The following is a 17716-nucleotide window of genomic DNA, read 5'->3' on the forward strand; positions in this document are numbered from 1 at the left end:
GACACAATCGCCAACAAAATCCATTCAGAGTTTCCAAACGGAGCCCAATAATGGGACGACTCGAAGATCTGCATGCCTTCGCCCGCGTCGTGGACGCCCGCGGCTTCTCGGGCGCCGCGCGACTGCTGGGCACCACCAAGTCGGCCGTCAGCAAGCAGGTGGTGCGGCTGGAAGACCAGCTGGGCACGCGGCTGCTGCACCGCACCACGCGCAGCGTCAGCCCCACGGCCGAGGGTCGCGCCGTCTACGAACGCGCGCTGCGGCTGCTGGAGGACTCCCGCGCGCTGGACGCCGAGCTGGCCGGCCGCCGCGACGAACCCAGCGGCGTGCTGCGCCTGTCCACGTCTACCGCGTTCGGCAACCTGCAGTTCACTGCGCTGGCGGCCGAGTTCTGCACCCGCCATCCGCAGCTGCAGCTGGTGCTGGGGCTGAACGACCGGTATGTGGACCTGGCCGAGGAAGGCTTCGACGTGGTGTTGCGGCTCACGGGCAAGCCGTCCGAAGGCCTGGTCGCGCGCCGGCTGGCCACCATGCGTTTCGTGCTGTGCGCGGCGCCCGCATATCTCGCCGCGCACGGCGAACCGCAGGCGGTGACCGACATCGCCGCGCACCGCTGCCTGCGCTTCGGCCATCTGCAGTCGCCCGACCGCTGGCGCTTCCGGCATGCCGAGCTGGGCGAGGTGGCCGTGGAGACACGAGGTGCGCTGCGCTTCGAGAGCGGCCTCACGGCCAACAGCAGCGAGTCGCTTCGAGTGGCGGCGCTGGCCGGCATGGGCCTGGCGGTGCTGCCGACCTACGCCGTCGGCGCCGACCTGCGCGCCGGCCGGCTGCGCGCGGTGCTGCCGGGCTGGCAGCCGGTCGGCGGCCTGGCGGATGCCGATACGCTGTACGCCGTCTACCTGCCCAGCCGGCATCCGGCGCCCAAGGTGCGCGCGCTGATCGACTTCCTGCTGGAGAAGCTGGGCGACGTACCGCCCTGGGACCGGCGGGACGATTCACAGCCTTGATTCCAACCGGTTATAATGATCGGCTTCACTTCGATCAATAAGTCATTTTGATCGAGCCGCGTCACTTGCGGGCCAGCCTCGGCCCCATCGCGATGCGGACGTCCCGGGATCTGCCCGGCAAGCGGCGGCCCGACCGCCCACGACCAGCCATGCTCCCGCTGGCAGCGCCCCTCGACCAGGCCCGCTGCCGCGACCGAGTTCCGGCGGGTATTGCTTGCGCCACCATGTCGTTCTCAGTGCCCGCCGGCAGCCTTGAAGGCTTGCCCGGCGCCGCGCGCGCCCGCGACCTTCCCGACTGATGGCCCGACGGCCGCCACCCCAGCGGTGGCGGCATCCCGTTCACCCGCAGCCCTGCACTGCATGAAAGGAGTCCGTCCATGGCCAAGGCCATCCACATCGACCACGTTTTCAAGGTCTTCGGCGACGCGCCTGAACAGGCACTGGCCCTCGTCCGCCAGGGCCTGTCCAAGCAGGACATCCTGGCCCGCACCGGCCAGTCCATCGGCGTGTTCGACGCCAGCTTCGAAATCCAGGCCGGCGAGATCTTCGTCATCATGGGCCTGTCGGGCTCCGGCAAGTCGACGCTGGTGCGCTTGCTGAACCGGCTCATCGAGCCCAGCGCAGGCCGCATCGTCATCGACGGCGAAGACATCAACACCCATGCCGACGCCAAGCTGCGCGCGCTGCGCCGCAAGGACATCAGCATGGTGTTCCAGTCCTTCGCGCTGATGCCGCACATGACCGTGCGCGACAACACCGCCTTCGGGCTGGAACTGGCCGGCGCGCCCAAGGCGGAGCGCCTGGCGGCAGCCGACGACGCGCTGGCCCAGGTGGGCCTGGCCGGCTGGGGCGACAGTTATCCCGATGAACTGTCCGGCGGCATGCAGCAGCGCGTGGGCCTGGCGCGCGCGCTGGCGTCCGATCCCTCCATCCTGCTGATGGACGAGGCCTTCTCGGCACTGGACCCCATCATCCGCACCGAGATGCAGTCGGAACTGCTGCGGCTGCAGCAGGTCAGGCGCCGCACCATCGTCTTCATCTCGCACGACCTCGACGAGGCAATGCGCATCGGCGACCGCATCGCCCTCATGAAGGACGGCCATGTGGTGCAGGTCGGAACGCCCGACGAGATCTTGCGCCATCCCGCCGACGACTTCGTGCGCAGCTTCGTGCGCGGCGTGGACGCCGCGGCCGTGTTCAAGGCGGCCGACATCGCACGCCAGCCACTGACCGTGGTGGCCGAGCACAGCGACCGCGGCTGCCGCGCGGCGCTGAAGCAGCTCGAAGACCAGGACCGCGACTTCGCCTATGTCATCAGCCCCTCACGGCGCTATCTCGGCACGGTGTCAGCCGACAGCCTGCGCACCGCACTGAGCGGTCACGACGGCCCGCTGGGTCTGCAGCGCGCCTTCCTGCCGGCGGTGCCGGAACTGCCTGCCGACGCGCTCGTCGCCGGCCTGCTCGGGCAGGTCGCGCAGGCGCCCTGCGCACTGCCGGTGGTGACGGCCGAGGGCCGCTTCTGCGGCGTCATCAGCAAGACCACGCTGCTGAAGTTCCTGGACCGCGACACGCCGCCCCTTGAGTCCACACCCGTCGTCAGCCAGGAGCACACATGAACGAGAACCCCCTCGCACCGACCGCCGACACGGCCGCCTGCGCCGCCCCTGTCACGCCCATCGAGACAGACCCCTGGCAAGCCCTGTCGGCCGCGCCCGACGCCGCCCCGGCCTGGCTCGACGCGCCGGCCGCCTCACTGACGAGCGACGCGGCAAATGCCCCGCCGTGGCAGCAGATGTTCGACGGCTCGCTGCCCATCGACGCCTGGATCAACCAGGGGCTGGGCTGGGTCGTCGAGCACGGCCGCCCCTTCTTCCAGAGCGTGCGCCTGCCCATCGACGGCACGCTGAACTCGGTGCAAGGCTTGCTGGGCGGCCTGCCGGCGCCGGGCATGATCGCGCTGATCGGCCTGCTGGCCTGGCAGTTCGCCGGCCGCAAGATCGCGATCGGCGGCACCGTCTCGCTGGGACTGGTTGCGCTGCTGGGCATCTGGACCGAGGCGATGGTGACGCTGTCGCTGGTGCTGACCTCGCTGCTGTTCTGCCTGCTGATCGGCCTGCCGCTGGGCGTGCTGCTGGCCAGCAGCGACCGCGCACAGCGCGTCATGCGCCCACTGCTGGACGCGATGCAGACCACGCCTGCCTTCGTCTACCTGGTGCCGGTGGTGATGCTGTTCGGCATCGGCAACGTGCCGGGCGTCATCGTGACCATCGTGTTCGCGCTGGCGCCGCTGGCCAGGCTGACCAACCTCGGCCTGCGCCAGGTGCGGCCTGGCCTCATCGAGGCGGCGCGCGCTTACGGCGCCTCGCCGTGGCAGATGCTGGCCAAGGTGAAGCTGCCGCTGGCGATGCCGTCCATCATGGCCGGCATCAACCAGGCGCTGATGCTGTCGCTGTCCATGGTGGTCATCGCGTCCATGATCGCCGTCGGCGGCCTGGGCCAGATGGTGCTACGCGGCATCGGCCGGCTGGACATGGGCCTGGCCACCGTGGGCGGGCTGGGCATCGTGCTGCTGGCCATCACTCTGGACCGCCTGACGCAGGCGCTGGGCCGCTCGCGCCGCAGCGCCGGCCGGCACTGGTGGCACACCGGGCCCGCCGGCTTCGTGCTGCGCAGCCTGCATCGTCTGCCGCGCGCGCCCGCGCTCGCCACCACGTTCGACAAGCAAGGAGTCCGCACATGACAAAGCACTGCGCTCGCCTCATCGCCACCGCCCTGCTCGCGCTCTGCCTGGGCGTGCATGGCGAGCCCCTGCCGGGCCGGGGCATCACCGTGCAGCCGCTCAAGAGCTCGCTGGCCGAGGAGGCTTTCCAGACGCTGCTGGTCTCGCGCGCACTGGAGAGGCTTGGCTACACCTTGCTGCCAATGAAGGACCTGGAGCCCGCTACCGAACACCTGGCCATCGCCAACGGCGACGCCACGTTCATGGCCAACCACTGGCACCGGCTGCACGCCGACTTCTACAAGAACAGCGGTGGCGACGCCAAGCTGTTCCGCAGCGCGAGCGCCTATGCCGAAGGCGCGGTGCAGGGCTACCTGATCGACCGCAAGACGGCCGAGCGGCACGGCATCACCCGCCTCGACCAGCTGAAGGACCCCGCCATCGCCAAGCTGTTCGACAGCGATGGCGACGGCCGCGCCGACCTGACCGGCTGCAACCCCGGCTGGGGCTGCGAGCTGGCCATCGAGCGGCACCTCACCGCCGGCGGCCTGCGCCCGCACGTGACGCACCGCCAGGGCAGCTATGCCGCGCTGATGGCCGACACCATCGCGCGCTTCAGGCAGGGCCAGCCCGTCCTGTACTACACCTGGACGCCCTACTGGGTCAGCGCGGTGCTGAAGCCGGGCGCCGACGTCGTCTGGCTGCAGGTGCCGGCGACGGCCGCGCCGGATCTCGACACGCAGTTACCCAACGGCCGCAACTACGGCTTCCACGCCGACCGGCAGCAGATCGTCGCCAACCGGGCATTCGCCGCGCAGAACCCGGCCGCGGCGCGCCTGTTCGAGGTGATGCGCCTGCCCATCACCGACATCAATGCGCAGAACCTGCGCATGAGCGAGGGGCAGAACACGCAGCGCGACGTGGAGCGCCACACGGACGGCTGGATACGTGCGCACCAGGTGCTGTTCGATGGCTGGCTCGCGCAGGCACGGCAGGCGGCGGGCGGGCATTAGCGACAATCCGGCCATGCCCCTCGTTCCCTATGCCCTCACCCGCCCCTTCCTGTTCGGCCTGGACCCCGAGCACGCCCACGAGCTGACGCTGGACGCCATCGCGCGGCTGCAGAACACGCCGCTGCAATGCCTGTGGAGCGGCGCCCGCGTCAGCGACCCGGTGACCGTCGCCGGCCTGCGCTTCCCGAACCGGATCGGCCTGGCCGCGGGCCTCGACAAGAACGGCCGCTGCATCGACGGTCTGGGCGCGATGGGGTTCGGCTTCATCGAGGTGGGCACGGTGACGCCCAAGGGCCAGCCCGGCAACGACAAGCCGCGCATGTTCCGCCTGCCGCAGGCCAACGCGCTGATCAACCGGCTGGGCTTCAACAACGAGGGGCTGCAGAGCTTCATCGCCAACGTGCAGCGCGCGCGCAGTTTCCGCGCCGCCGGCGGCGTGCTGGGCCTGAACATCGGCAAGAACGCCGCGACGCCCATCGAGAACGCCGCCGACGACTACTTGCTGGGGCTGGCGGGTGTGCACCCGCATGCCGACTACATCACCGTCAACATCTCCAGCCCCAATACCAAGAACCTGCGTGCCCTGCAGAGCGACGCCGCGCTGGACGCGCTGCTGGGCACGCTGCAGAGCGCCAAGCAGCAGCTCGACGCGCAGAGCGGCCGGCGCGTGCCGATGTTCGTCAAGATCGCGCCCGACCTGGAGGAAGACCAGGTCGCCGTCATCGCCAAGACGCTGACCGCCAACGGCATCGACGGCGTCATCGCCACCAACACCACCATCGCGCGCGACCAGGTGCAGGGGCTTGCCCATGCCGAGGAAACCGGCGGCCTGTCCGGTTCGCCGGTGTTCGAGGCCAGCAACCGCGTCATCCGCCTGCTGCGCGCCGCGCTGCCGGCGGGCTATCCCATCATCGGCGTGGGCGGCGTACTGAGTGGCACGGATGCGCGCGCAAAGATCACCGCCGGCGCGGACCTGGTACAGGTCTACACCGGCCTCATCTACAAGGGTCCCGCGCTCGTCACCGACTGCGCCCGAGCCCTCGCCGCGCGCTGAAGCACACCATGCGATTCGCCGCCCTCGCCTCGATCACGCTGTGCACCGCGCTGCTGCTGACCGCCTGCGCCACGCCGGACCGCGACGCGCGACTGCAGCCTGGCGTCAGCCGCGGCGAGGACGTCATCGCGCTGTATGGCACGCCCACGCGCATCTGGCCCGAGGCCGACGGCGGACGCACGCTGGAGTACGCCACGCAGCCGCGCGGCGAGCATTGCTACATGGTCCGATTGGCGCCGGACGGGCGCCTGATGGGCATCGAGGACGGCCTGTCCTATGCCAACCGAGCCCGCATCGTGCCGGGCATGACGCCGGAGCAGGTCAGCCGCATCCTCGGCACCGAGCGCAGCCGCGTGTTCTACAAAAACAGCGGCGAAGACGTCTGGGACTGGACCATCAAGCCCGACATGACCGGCTACGGCATGCGCTTCAACGTGCACTTCAAGGACGGCGTGGTGCTGAAGGCCTCGCAGAGCATGGTGTTCCCGAACCGGCTGTTCCCGTTCGACGACTGAAGGCTTCCCTCTATCGGGTGCAAGCACTGGTTCAGGGAGGTGGCAGCCAACCCTGACTGCCCCGGCCCTCCCCAGACGCAAAAACGCCCCGGTGCCTGCACACCGGGGCGCTCAAAGGTCCGTCTTGCCTGGGACCTCCGACAAGGCGGAGATCCCCGGCTTCGATCAGTCCTGGCGACGACGACGCGAGGCCACGAAACCGACGATGCCCAGACCGGCAGCCAGCATGGCGTAGGTCTCGGGTTCCGGCACCGGAGCGGCGACAGCGCTCGAAGCGATGGCGTAGCCACCCGCCGAGAACGCGTTGCCGGAGACAGCGTAGTAGTAGCTGCCGGCGCCCAGCGTCAGGCTGGTCGTGCCACCGAAGGCGGCGCCGCCGATGCCGAAGTCATCGGACGTGCCGATGTTGCCGTCGCTGCCCTTGTCCCACAGGGTGAAACCGCCGATCAGGCTGCCGAAAGACTCGACCTTGCCGGTCACGATGGACTGAGCGCCCAGCGTGAAGGAGAAGGTGTCGAAAAACGAACCCGACGGCAGGGTCTTGATTTCGAGTTCCAGCGGGGCGTGAACACCCCAGGACGCGTCGGCGGCCTGGCTGCTGATTGCGGTGAGAGCCGCCACAGCGGCGACGATGGTTTTGAACTTCATTGCGTTAGCTCCTGACTTTGGGACGGTCAAGCACAACCGCCGATGGTCATTGTGCAGTGCAGCGAAGCCGCGTGAATTGAGTCACACCCTTTGGTTTAGGGGGGAACAGGCGGTTACTTGTAGCCGCATGTAAAGCCGTAGTTACCCGGTGTACCTTCTTGGGGCGACAAGAGGCTCATTCGGTGCTCAGACGCACCACTTTCTGCAGCCCTTCGACCGCCTTGCCCTTGCGCGCGCGTTTGCCGGCGTGGGCGGCCAGCGACTGGTTCTTCAGCAGCTCGTCACGCGGCTTGGCGCCGCGGCCAGTGCCGTGCACGCGCAGCTGTGTCGAGCAGCAGGCCAGCGACAAGACCTGATCCTCGGCCTCCAGGTCCATCAGCATCAGACCGCGGCCGCCCTTGGGTTGGTGCTTCAGCTCGTCCAGCGGGAAGGTCAGCAGCCGCCCCTGGACACTCAGAACACCCAGTTGCAGGCTCAGCGCGTCGCCCGGCACGGGCGCCAGCAGCGGCACCTCGCCGGCCTCCAGCGCCAGGAAGGTCTTGCCGGCCTTCTGACGGCCGACCAGATCCCCCAGCTGGGCGATGAAGCCGTAGCCGCCGCTGCCGGCCATCACCAGGCGCTGACCTGCGGCCCCGGCCAGGTAATGGGCGATCTGCGTACCGGTCTCCAGCTCGATCATGGTCGTGATGGGCTGGCCGTCGCCCCGACCGCCAGGGAGCGTCGACACCGGCACGGAGTACACCCGCCCGGTGCTGCCGACGACGATCAGCGGGTCGACGCTGCGGCAACGGAACGCGCCCCACAGGCTGTCGCCGGCCTTGAAGGTCTGCGCGGCGACGTCCACCTCGTGGCCCTTCAGCGCCCGCACCCAGCCCTTCTGGCTGACGATGACGGTGACCGGCTCGTCGACGATCTTGACCTCGGCGACGACGCGCTTCTCGGCTTGGATCAGCGTGCGACGGTCGTCGCCGTACTGCTTCGCGTCAGCCTCGATCTCCTTGATGACCGTGCGGCGCAGCGCGGCGACGGAGCCGAGGATGTCCTCCAGCTTGGCGCGCTCGTCGCGCAGCTTGGACAACTCCTGCTCGATCTTGATGGCTTCGAGCCGCGCCAGCTGGCGCAGGCGGATTTCGAGAATGTCTTCGGCCTGGCGGTCCGACAGGCTGAAACGCTCGATCAGCGCCGCCTTGGGCTCGTCCGACTCGCGGATGATGCGAATCACCTCGTCGATGTTCAGCAGCACCAGTTGCCGGCCTTCCAGCACATGGATGCGCTCGTTGACCTTGGCCAGCCGGTGCTCGGTGCGGCGGCGCACCGTCGTTTGCCGGAAGCCCACCCACTCGGTCAGCACCTCGCGCAGGCTCTTTTGCGTGGGCCGGCCATCGGCGCCGATCATGGTCATGTTGACGGGCGCACCGCTCTCCAGGCTGGTGTGGGCCAGCAGCGTGTTGATCAGGTCCTGCTGCTCGACCGTGCGGCTCTTGGGCTCGAAGACGATGCGCACCGCGGCGTCCTTGCTGGACTCGTCGCGCACGCCATCCAGCACGGCCAGCAGGCTGGCCTTGAGCTGCAATTGCTCGGGCGTCAGCGTCTTCTTGCCAGCCTTGACCTTGGGGTTGGACAGCTCCTCGATCTCTTCCAGTACCTTCTGCGCACTGGTGCCGTGCGGCAATTCGGTGACGACGAGTTGCCACTGGCCGCGCGCCAGGTCTTCGATCTTCCAGCGCGCACGCAACTTCAGGCTGCCGCGGCCGGAGGTGTAGGCAGCACGGATGTCTTCCGGCGCGCTGATGAGCTGGCCGCCGCCGGGGAAGTCCGGGCCGGGGATCAGGTCGAAAAGCGCGTCATCGGACAGCTTCTCGTCCTTCAACAAAGCCACGGCCGCCGCGGCAACTTCGCGCAGGTTGTGGCTGGGGATCTCGGTAGCCAGGCCCACAGCGATGCCGCTGGCGCCGTTCAGCAGCGCAAAGGGCAGCCGCGCGGGCAACTCGACCGGCTCCTGCGTGGTGCCATCGTAGTTGGGGCGGAAATCCACCGTGCCTTCGTCGATCTCGTCCATCACCAGGCGGGCAATGGGCGCGAGGCGGGCTTCCGTGTACCGCATCGCGGCGGCACCGTCGCCGTCCCGGCTGCCGAAGTTGCCGTGGCCGTCAATGAGCGGGTAGCGCAGCGAGAAGTCCTGCGCCATGCGCACCAGCGCGTCGTAGACCGACTGGTCGCCGTGCGGGTGGAAGCTGCCCAGCACGTCGCCCACGACCTTGGCGCCCTTGACCGGCTTGGCGCCGGACGTACCGCTCCAGCCCAGGCCGAGGCGGTGCATGGAGTACAGGATGCGGCGCTGCACCGGCTTCTGGCCGTCGGCGTAGCTGGGCAGCGCGCGGCCCTTGACGACGCTGAGGGCGTATTCGAGATAGGCCTGCTGCGCGTAGGCGGCCAGCGTCAGCGCATTGGGATCGCCGCCGCCGTCGGCGCCGTTGTCGCCGCCGTCGTTGGGGCCGTTGAAGTCGATGGTGGTCTGTTCGGAACTCATGGATGCAGGGTCAATCGCTGCGCACGGGCCGGCTGGCTCTGCTGCAACAGGGCCCAGTACAGCTCGAGCACGAGATGCACATGGGCCTGGGTTTCTTCAATTTCGGGCATGCGGTTGCCAGCACGGCGCACGCGGCCCTCGCCGGCGTTCCACGCGGCCAGCGCCACGTCGATGGAGCGGAAGCGCCGGATCAGGTCCGCCAGCATGCGCGCGCCGGTGTGGATGTTGATGCGCGGGTCGGTCAGCCGCGAGGCGTCGGCGGGCGTTGCGTAGCGGGCGGCGGTCTCGGGCGTGATCTGCATCAGGCCCATCGCGCCACGCGGCGAGACGGCGTCCTTCTGGTAGCTGGATTCGACCGCAATGATGGCCTTCAGCAAGTCGGCGTCCACACCGTGCTGACGGGCTGCCTCACGCACCCAGGGCTGCACGGCCTTGACCTCGGGCGCGATGTCCAGCCAGGCCAGCATCGTGGCGCCGGTGTCGGTCTTGCCGGGCACGCGGAGCACATCGGTGCCGCTGCCCAGCACCGGCGCGAAACGGGCGTCCAGCTTGCGCGACGCGAAGTGCGCCACGCCCGCGGCGTCCACATAGCCCCACAGCTCGGCGCGCGCAGGCAGCGCCAGCGCCAGCAGCAACATCGCGAACCAGCGCGTCATGCCGCCTCCGACCCCAGCGCCACGCGCGCTTGGTACTCGCGGTCCAACAGCGACATGACGATCAACGAGTCGTAGCCATCCTCGCCGTCGGTGGTGACGCGCACGCTCTCGCGCAGGCGGCCTTCCTCGACGAAGCCCTCGCCCTGGTATAGCTTGAAGGCGCGCGTGTTCAGCGCCTTCACGTCCAGCCAGAAACGGTGCGCCTTCAACTGCGTGAACGCCATCGCCTTCAGCTGGCGCACCGCCGCGCGACCCAGGCCACGCCCCTTGGGCTGCAGCACCAGGCGCTTCAGCTCGACCGAACCATTGGGGTTGCGGCAGCCCTGCAGGATGACAAAGCCGACGCGCTCCAGTTGATCGCCTTCCTCAAGAATGAAATGCCGCGAATCGGGAAAGCGGATGGCACCTTCGTGCTGCGTCCGCTCCCAGGCCGTGATGAAGGGCAGGTTCGCAGCGTCGCGCTCGACCGAGACCACCCAGTCGAGGTCCGACAGCATCGTGGGGCGCAGGCGCAAGGCTGTCATGCGGCCTCGAACGGGTTGACCAGGCGCAGACCGTCGAACGCGCGGCCGCGCTGCATGTCCTCGGTGTAAAGCGTGTGCGCGCCGGCCCGCTGCGCGGCGGCGACGATCAGCGCGTCGTACCAGGGAAGCTGGTGCAGCCGGGCCAGCAACAGCGCCTCCTGGTGCATCAGCATGTCCAGCGGCAACACGTCGCAATGCGCGTGCACGACGGCCAGCACCGTCTCCACCGACTCCCAGTCGAAGCGGAACTTGCGGCGCAGCACCGACACCAGTTCGTTCAGCACCTGCACGCTGACGATACCGCCCTCGCGCAACAGTGCGCCCGCGCGCGCCGAGCGCTGCGGGTCGGCGGAGGCGACGTAGACCAGCACGTTGGTGTCGAAAAACACCGCCGGTGACAGCGAGTTTTTCAACGCGCGGTCGCCCCATCGCGATCACGCCCATTGGCATCCTCGCGGTCGAAGCGAAAATCGGCCGGCAGCTTCTCGCGCAGCGCATGCAGCCTCGCCCACAGCTCTTCGGTTCCGGGTGTGCGCTGCAGCGTCAGTTGACCGTCAGCGGCCTTGATCTGCACCTCATCGCCCTCCTGCAGTCCCAAGGCATCCACCACCGCCGCCGGCAGGCGAACGGCCAGGCTGTTGCCCCACTTCGCGACCTTCATGTTGCGCCCTTGATATACAGAATAAAATTGTATATCCACACCGTCAGATGTCGATCTCCACGGCGTCGCCGTGCAGCTCCATCAGCTCGCGGCGCGAGGCGGCTTCGCCCTTGCCCATCAGCTTGTTGAAGGCGTCCACCGTGGCCGCGAAGTCGAACTGGCCGTAGGCCACGCGCGACAGACGGCGGGTCTCCGGGTTCAGCGTCGTGTCCCACAGCTGTTCGGCATTCATCTCGCCCAGGCCCTTGAAGCGGCTGATGCTCCACGAGCCCTCGCGGGCGCCTTCCTTGCGCAGCTTGTCCAGCGTGGCGGTCAGTTCGCCGTCGTCCAGCGCATACAGCTTGGCGGCCGGCTTCTTGCCGCGGGCCGGCGCGTCCACGCGGTAAAGCGGCGGGCGCGCGACGAACACATGGCCCGTCTCGACCAGCTTGGGGAAGTGGCGGAAAAACAGTGTGAGCAGCAGCACCTGGATGTGCGAGCCGTCCACGTCGGCGTCCGACAGGATGCAGACCTTGCCGTAGCGCAGGCCAGACAGGTCCGGCGTGTCGTTCGGGCCATGGGGGTCCACCCCCAGCGCCACCGAGATGTCGTGGATCTCGTTGTTCTTGAACAGCAGGTCGCGCTCGACCTCCCAGGCGTTGAGCACCTTGCCGCGCAGCGGCAGGATGGCCTGCGTCTCCTTGTCGCGGCCCATCTTGGCGCTGCCGCCAGCGGAGTCGCCTTCGACGAGGAAGACCTCGTTGTGCAGCAGGTCGCGGCTCTCGCAGTCGGTCAGCTTGCCGGGCAGCACGGCCACGCCGGAGCCCTTGCGCTTCTCGACCTTCTGGCTGGCGCGTTGCCGCGTCTGCGCCTGCTTGATGACCAGCTCCGCCAGCTTCTTGCCGTGGTCCACATGGTGGTTCAGCCACAGCTCCAAGGCGGGCTTCACGTAGGCAGACACGAGCCGCAGCGCGTCACGCGAGTTCAGCCGCTCCTTGGTCTGCCCCTGAAACTGCGGGTCCAGCACCTTGGCGCTCAGCACGAAGCTGGCACGGGAAAACACGTCGTCGGGCATCAGCTTGACGCCCTTGGGCAGCAGCGAATGCATCTCGATGAAGCCCTTGACGGCCCCGAACAGGCCGTCCTTCAAGCCCGACTCGTGCGTGCCGCCGGCCACTGTCGGGATCAGGTTCACATAACTCTCGCGCAGCGGCGCGCCGTCTTCCGTGAACGCCACGCACCAAGCGGCTCCCTCGCCCTCGGCGAAGTTCTCGCTCTCGCCAGCGGTCGCAAAGCCCTCGCCCTCGAACAGCGGGATCAGCGGATCGCCGTGCATGGACTGCGACAAATAGTCGCGCAGGCCGGCCTTGTAGAGCCAGGTCGTCGTCTCGCCGGTCTTCTCGATCCTCAGCGTGACGGTGACGCCCGGCATCAGCACGGCCTTGGAGCGCAGCAGGTGCACCAACTCGTGCTTGGGCAGTTCGGCGCTCTCGAAATACTTGGCGTCGGGCCACACGCGCACCGTGGTGCCCTGCTTGCGGTCACCGCTGGCGGCCGGGCGGGTCACGACCTGTTGCACCACATCGCCGTTCTCGAAGGCGATGCCGGCGACCTGTTTGTCACGCCACACAGCCACTTCCAGCCGCTTCGCCAGCGCATTGGTCACGCTGACGCCCACGCCGTGCAGGCCGCCCGAGAAGCTGTAGGCGCCGCCCGAGCCCTTGTCGAACTTGCCGCCGGCATGCAGCCGCGTGAAGACGATTTCGACGACCGGCACGCCTTCTTCAGGGTGCAGGCCGAACGGAATGCCGCGACCGTCATCGGCGATGGAGACCGACCCGTCGGCATGCTGCGTGACATCAATGCGCTTGCCGAAGCCGCCGAGCGCTTCGTCGGCGGCGTTATCGATGACTTCCTGGATGCAGTGCAGCGGGTTCTCAGTGCGGGTGTACATACCCGGCCGCTGTTTGACGGGCTCCAGGCCCTTCAGAACGCGGATGGAGGCTTCGCCATAAGCGGCTGATGCCGTGGCGGGAGTGGCAGGGGAACGGCTGGACATAGGGGCGGGATTCTAAGAAGTAGGATTCGCGGCCCCCGAAGACGAGTTCCGCCGCTTGAGATTCCTGATCGCTTGCTTGGCTCTGACCTGTAGTTTTTCACAGGCCCAGACCTCCCCCTCTCCGCAACAGCCCTACCAGGCCAGCGCGCCGCTGTCGTGGGAGCTGAAGAACGCGCGCTGGTTCGACGGACAGAAGATCCAGCGCGGCAGCCTCTACGTCGAGAACGGCGTTTTCGTCGCGAAGAAGCCCGCCAAGGTCAACCGCAAGATGGACTTGCGCCACCAGCAGGTGCTCATCAACCCGCTGGCCGAGGCGCACAACCACAACCTGCAGACCGCCTGGGGCTGGGGCCAGTTCGCCGACAAGTACATCGACGAAGGCGTGTTCTACGCGGCCATGCTGTGCGGCGATCCGGCCGGCGTCGCCGAGGTGCAACCGCTGGCCGCCTCGCCCGCCGCGCCGGACGTCAGCTTCGTCACCGCCTGCATCACGTCGCCCGACGGCTACCCGCTGGCCGCCGTGCTGCCCGAGCCCAGCCCCGAGGCCGCCGCCGCGCAGCGGCAGATCGTCCTCGTCGGCAGCCCGGAGCAGGCGCGCGACCAGTGGCCGGCCATCAAGGCCCGCGGCGGCGCCTGGATACGCGTGGTGTTGGCCCACAGCGAGCGGCCTGAACTGCGCCAGCAGCCCGGCATGTTCGGCCGCCTCGGTCTGACGCCCGAGACCGCCACCGAGTTGACGCGGCAGGCTCATGCCGACGGGCTGCGCGTGGTGGCGCACGTGGAGACCGCCGCCGACTTCGCCGCCGCGCTGGCCGCAGGCGCCGATGCCATCGCGCACCTGCCCGGCTATGCCAACACGCTGAACGAGCCCGCGGGTACGTTCGCCATCTCCGAGGCCATCGCCGCGCAGGCCGCCCGACAGCGCACCGCCGTCATCACGACGACCGCCGCAGCGGGTCTTTTCAAGCTGGAGCCTGACGCGCAGGCCGCCCTGCGCGAGGTGCAGCGCACCAACCTGTCCCGGCTACAGGCCGCCGGTGTGGCGTTGCTGGTGGGGTCCGATGTCTTCGTGGGCACGGCACGCGTGGAGTTGCACGCGCTGGACGATCTCGGCCTGGACCGAGCCACGCTGCTGCGCCTGGCCACGCAGGACACGCCGCGGGCGCTGTTCCCGGGCCGCAAGATCGGCTGCTTCGAGCCCGGCTGCGAGGCCAGCTTCCTGGTGCTGGGCGACGACCCGCTGACCGACATGGACACGCTGGACATGCCGCTGCTGCGCGTCAAGCAGGGCCGGTTGCTGACTCGCCTGGCCGAGGTGGCCGCGTCCAGTTCGCAGGCCAGCGCCTCCACCGCCGATGTGCCGGTCAAGAAGGCGGCTGCGAAGAAGAAGGGCAGCGCCAAATCCAAGGCATCGAGCAAAGCGCCGGCCAAAGCGTCCGGCAAGAAGGCGACCCAGGCGGGCAAACCCGCCAAAGCGCAAACCAAGGCGACAGGCAAGGCCAAGCCGCGCTGACTACAGTCCGCAGATGAACACGCCCCGCCCGGCCCCAGCCGGCTTGTCCGTCCAGCAGGTGCTGCTGTGCGGCGCCCTCATCGTCACGCTGTCGATGGGCATCCGCCACGGCTTCGGCTTCTGGCTGCAGCCCATCATCACGGAGCGCGGCTGGACGCGCGAGACCTTCTCGTTCGCGATGGCCGTCCAGAACCTCGCCTGGGGCATCGCAGGCCCCATTGCGGGCATGGCGGCCGACCGTTTCGGCGCATGGAAGGTGCTGATCGCGGGCGGCGTCTGCTACGCGCTGGGCCTGCTGGCGATGGCCGTCACCAGCCACCCGCTGACCTTCACGCTGGGCGCGGGCGTGCTGATCGGCATCGCGCAGTCAGGCTCCACCTACGCCGTCATCTACGGCGTGCTGGGTCGCACGGTGTCGCCCGAAAAACGCTCCTGGGCCTTCGGCGTGGCGGCCGCCGCAGGTTCGCTCGGCCAGTTCGTCATGATCCCGGTCGAAACCTGGCTCATCAGCCACCTTGGCTGGCAGGCGGCGTTGTTCCTGCTGGCCGCCACGGCGCTGCTCATCGCCCCGCTGGCGCTGGGCATCCGCGAACGACAGGCGCAGGGAGCGTTCACCGGGCACCAGAGCATCGGCCAGGCGCTGCGTGAGGCCTTTGGCTATCGCAGCTTCCAGTTGCTCATGCTGGGCTACTTCGTCTGCGGCTTCCAGGTCGTGTTCATCGGCGTGCATCTGCCCAGCTACCTGAAGGACCACGGCCTGGGCATCGAGGTGTCCACCGGCGCGCTGATGCTGATCGGCCTGTTCAACATCTTCGGCACCTACGCGGCCGGCCTGCTGGGCCAGCGGTACCCCAAGCGCTACCTGCTGTCGGCCATTTACGGGCTGCGGGCCGTGGCCATCCTGGCCTTCATCTCGCTGCCGCTGACACCGCTCAGCGTCTACTTGTTCGCCGCCGTCATCGGATTCCTGTGGCTGTCCACGGTGCCGCCGACCAACGCCGTCGTCGCGCAGATCTTCGGTGCCCAGCACCTGTCCATGCTGGGCGGCTTCGTGTTCCTGAGCCACCAGGTTGGCAGCTTCCTGGGCGTCTGGCTGGGCGGCAAGCTGTACGACGCCACCGGCAGCTACGACGTGGTTTGGTGGCTGGCCATCGCGCTGGGCGTCATGGCCATGCTGGCCAACCTGCCGGTGCGCGAGTCGGCCATCGTTCGGGCGCAACCGGCATGAAATCGCGGCGCCTGATCGTCCCCGTGTTGGTCGCCGCCGTGCTGGCGCTGACCGTGCTGGCCTACGGCCACCCGGCGGTCATGGTCCAGCTCAGCGAGCAGATCTGGGCCTGCTTCGGATGAGCGGCGCACCGTCGGCCTGGCTGCAGCGCTTTGCCCCTGCCACACCGGGCACCGCGCTGGACGTCGCCTGCGGCTCGGGCCGCAACCTGCGCTGGCTGGTCGAGGCCAACTGGCAGGTGACGGGCGTCGACCGTGACGCCGCCGCCACGGCGCCCTTGCAAAGCCTTGCAAAGATCGTCGAGGCGGACGTCGAGAACGGCCCCTGGCCGTTGACCGGGCAGCAGTTCGACCTGGTCGTCGTCTGCAACTACCTGTGGCGCCCGCTGTTCGACACCATCCGGTCAAGCGTCAAGCCCGGCGGCCTGTTGATCTGGGAAACTTTTGCCGATGGCCAACAGGCGATAGGGCGCCCGTCGCGCCCCGATTTCCTGCTGCAACGAGGTGAACTGCTGCGCGTCTGCCACGACTGGCGCATCGTGGCTTACGAAGACCTGTTCGAGGACGGCGTCAACGCGCGCTTCGTCCAGCGCGTTGCGGCCGTCCGGCCGCTGTCAGCGGCCTAAAATCGCCCGAATCCCTCAATACAAACCACCATGAAGCCCATCCTCGGCAGCATCGTCGCCCTCGTCACGCCCATGAACGAGGACGGCAGCATCGACTACCCCGCCCTGCGCCGCCTGATCGACTGGCATGTCGAGTCCGGCACCGCCTGCGTGGGCGTCGTCGGCACCACCGGCGAGTCGCCGACGGTCAGCATGGAAGAGAACCGCGAAATCATCCGTGTCGCGGTCGAGCATGCGAAGGGCCGCATCCCGGTGCTGGCCGGCACCGGCGCCAATTCCACCGCCGAGGCGATCGAGCTGAGCCGCTACGCCAAAGAAGTCGGCGCCGACTGCACGCTGTCCGTCGTGCCTTACTACAACAAGCCGTCGCAGGAAGGCATCTACCAGCACTTCAAGGCCATCGCCGAGACCGTGGACATCCCCATGATGCTCTACAACGTGCCCGGCCGGACGGTCGCAGACATGTCGCCCGAGACCGCACTGCGCTGCGCCTCGCTGCCCGGCGTGTTCGGCGTCAAGGAAGCCACCGGCAACATCGAACGCGCTGCCTTCCTGATCAAGCACGCACCGGCGGGCTTCCACATCTACTCCGGCGACGACGGCACCGCCGTGGCGCTGATGCTGCTGGGCGGGCATGGCAACGTCAGCGTGACGGCCAATGTCGCCCCCGCCGAGATGGCCGAGCTGTGCCGCCTGGCGCTGGCCGGCAACGCGATCGAGGCCCGCAAAATACACCTGAAGCTGCTGGACCTGCACAAGCAGCTGTTCTGCGAACCCAGCCCCGGTCCGGCCAAGTGGGCGCTGTCGCGCCTGGGTCGCTGCGGGGCCGCACTGCGCCTGCCCATCACCCCGCTGACCCCCGTCGGCCAAACCGTCGTCGGTCAGGCCATGGTCGAAGCCGGCCTGCTCTGAGCCCCCGACCGCCTCTGGTCTAATGCGCGGCTGCGCCGGCCAGGTCCGGCGCTCTTGTTCCCCGGAGAGTTCC

17 protein-coding genes and 1 pseudogene are annotated in these 17716 nt (G+C 68.5%); 11 read left to right on the forward strand and 7 right to left on the reverse strand.

What is annotated here, in order from left to right; genetic code table 11:
• The first annotated feature begins 50 nt into the window (after positions 1-50).
• The 6 genes from ACG02S_RS08975 to ACG02S_RS09000 all read left to right on the forward strand — a co-directional run bounded on the left by ACG02S_RS08975 (position 51) and on the right by ACG02S_RS09000 (position 6308).
• The gene (locus tag ACG02S_RS08975; protein WP_394470094.1) at positions 51-1007 is read left to right on the forward strand and encodes a LysR family transcriptional regulator; all 957 of its coding nucleotides are present in this window, start codon (positions 51-53) and stop codon (positions 1005-1007) included.
• Positions 1008-1384: 377 nt separating this feature from the next.
• The gene (gene proV / locus ACG02S_RS08980; RefSeq protein WP_394470095.1) at positions 1385-2623 is read left to right on the forward strand and encodes a glycine betaine/L-proline ABC transporter ATP-binding protein ProV; all 1239 of its coding nucleotides are present in this window, start codon (positions 1385-1387) and stop codon (positions 2621-2623) included.
• Positions 2620-3747 (forward strand): glycine betaine/L-proline ABC transporter permease ProW, encoded by a 1128-nt coding sequence (gene proW, locus ACG02S_RS08985; protein ID WP_394470096.1) that lies wholly within the window; start codon positions 2620-2622, stop codon positions 3745-3747. The genes proV and proW overlap by 4 nt, the downstream gene beginning before the upstream one ends.
• Positions 3744-4739 (forward strand): glycine betaine/L-proline ABC transporter substrate-binding protein ProX, encoded by a 996-nt coding sequence (gene proX / locus ACG02S_RS08990; RefSeq protein WP_394470097.1) that lies wholly within the window; start codon positions 3744-3746, stop codon positions 4737-4739. Before proW ends, proX begins: the two co-directional genes overlap by 4 nt.
• A 13-nt stretch (positions 4740-4752) precedes the next feature.
• The gene (locus tag ACG02S_RS08995; RefSeq protein ID WP_394470098.1) at positions 4753-5793 is read left to right on the forward strand and encodes a quinone-dependent dihydroorotate dehydrogenase; all 1041 of its coding nucleotides are present in this window, start codon (positions 4753-4755) and stop codon (positions 5791-5793) included.
• An 8-nt stretch (positions 5794-5801) separates the two neighbouring features.
• Positions 5802-6308 (forward strand): hypothetical protein, encoded by a 507-nt coding sequence (locus tag ACG02S_RS09000; protein ID WP_394470099.1) that lies wholly within the window; start codon positions 5802-5804, stop codon positions 6306-6308.
• Positions 6309-6473: 165 nt separating this feature from the next.
• Here ACG02S_RS09000 and ACG02S_RS09005 read toward each other — a convergent pair.
• From ACG02S_RS09005 to ACG02S_RS09035, 7 genes and pseudogenes are all read right to left on the reverse strand, one after another.
• Positions 6474-6923, reverse strand: a pseudogene (locus tag ACG02S_RS09005) (FxDxF family PEP-CTERM protein); the annotation flags it as partial.
• Positions 6924-7131: 208 nt separating this feature from the next.
• Positions 7132-9486, reverse strand: coding sequence for a DNA topoisomerase IV subunit A (gene parC, locus ACG02S_RS09010; protein WP_394470100.1), 2355 nt, complete (start codon positions 9484-9486; stop codon positions 7132-7134).
• Positions 9483-10142, reverse strand: coding sequence for a lytic transglycosylase domain-containing protein (locus ACG02S_RS09015; RefSeq protein WP_394470101.1), 660 nt, complete (start codon positions 10140-10142; stop codon positions 9483-9485). Before ACG02S_RS09015 ends, parC begins: the two co-directional genes overlap by 4 nt.
• Positions 10139-10666, reverse strand: a complete 528-nt coding sequence (locus tag ACG02S_RS09020; protein ID WP_394470102.1) for a GNAT family N-acetyltransferase — start codon at positions 10664-10666, stop codon at positions 10139-10141. The genes ACG02S_RS09015 and ACG02S_RS09020 overlap by 4 nt, the downstream gene beginning before the upstream one ends.
• Positions 10663-11079 carry a PIN domain-containing protein gene (locus ACG02S_RS09025; protein WP_394470103.1) on the reverse strand — a complete coding sequence of 139 codons (417 nt, stop codon included), beginning with the start codon at positions 11077-11079 and terminating at the stop codon, positions 10663-10665. Before ACG02S_RS09025 ends, ACG02S_RS09020 begins: the two co-directional genes overlap by 4 nt.
• The gene (locus ACG02S_RS09030) at positions 11076-11327 is read right to left on the reverse strand and encodes an AbrB/MazE/SpoVT family DNA-binding domain-containing protein (RefSeq protein ID WP_394470104.1); all 252 of its coding nucleotides are present in this window, start codon (positions 11325-11327) and stop codon (positions 11076-11078) included. Before ACG02S_RS09030 ends, ACG02S_RS09025 begins: the two co-directional genes overlap by 4 nt.
• Positions 11328-11370: 43 nt before the next feature.
• Positions 11371-13365: a DNA topoisomerase IV subunit B gene (locus ACG02S_RS09035; RefSeq protein WP_394470105.1), complete on the reverse strand. Its 1995-nt coding sequence runs from the start codon at positions 13363-13365 to the stop codon at positions 11371-11373.
• Between the two features lie 76 nt (positions 13366-13441).
• Between ACG02S_RS09035 and ACG02S_RS09040 the strand changes: the two genes are divergently transcribed.
• Genes ACG02S_RS09040 through dapA form a run of 5 tightly spaced genes read left to right on the forward strand, consistent with a single transcriptional unit; the run spans position 13442 to position 17643 of the window.
• The gene (locus ACG02S_RS09040; protein ID WP_394470106.1) at positions 13442-14878 is read left to right on the forward strand and encodes an amidohydrolase family protein; all 1437 of its coding nucleotides are present in this window, start codon (positions 13442-13444) and stop codon (positions 14876-14878) included.
• 13 nt (positions 14879-14891) lie between these two features.
• A complete protein-coding gene (locus ACG02S_RS09045; protein WP_394470107.1) occupies positions 14892-16106 on the forward strand; it encodes an MFS transporter in 1215 nt (404 codons plus the stop codon).
• Positions 16103-16228 (forward strand): hypothetical protein, encoded by a 126-nt coding sequence (locus ACG02S_RS09050; RefSeq protein ID WP_394470108.1) that lies wholly within the window; start codon positions 16103-16105, stop codon positions 16226-16228. Before ACG02S_RS09045 ends, ACG02S_RS09050 begins: the two co-directional genes overlap by 4 nt.
• Entirely contained in the window at positions 16225-16731 is a 507-nt protein-coding gene (locus ACG02S_RS09055; RefSeq protein WP_394470109.1) for a class I SAM-dependent methyltransferase, read from the forward strand. Before ACG02S_RS09050 ends, ACG02S_RS09055 begins: the two co-directional genes overlap by 4 nt.
• Positions 16732-16761: 30 nt before the next feature.
• Complete coding sequence (gene dapA / locus ACG02S_RS09060) at positions 16762-17643, forward strand: 4-hydroxy-tetrahydrodipicolinate synthase (RefSeq protein ID WP_394470110.1); 882 nt, start codon at positions 16762-16764, stop codon at positions 17641-17643.
• The last annotated feature ends 73 nt before the right edge of the window (positions 17644-17716 follow it).

It is taken from the genome of Pelomonas dachongensis, from assembly GCF_043555865.1.
Classification (GTDB): domain Bacteria; phylum Pseudomonadota; class Gammaproteobacteria; order Burkholderiales; family Burkholderiaceae_C; genus Pelomonas; species Pelomonas dachongensis.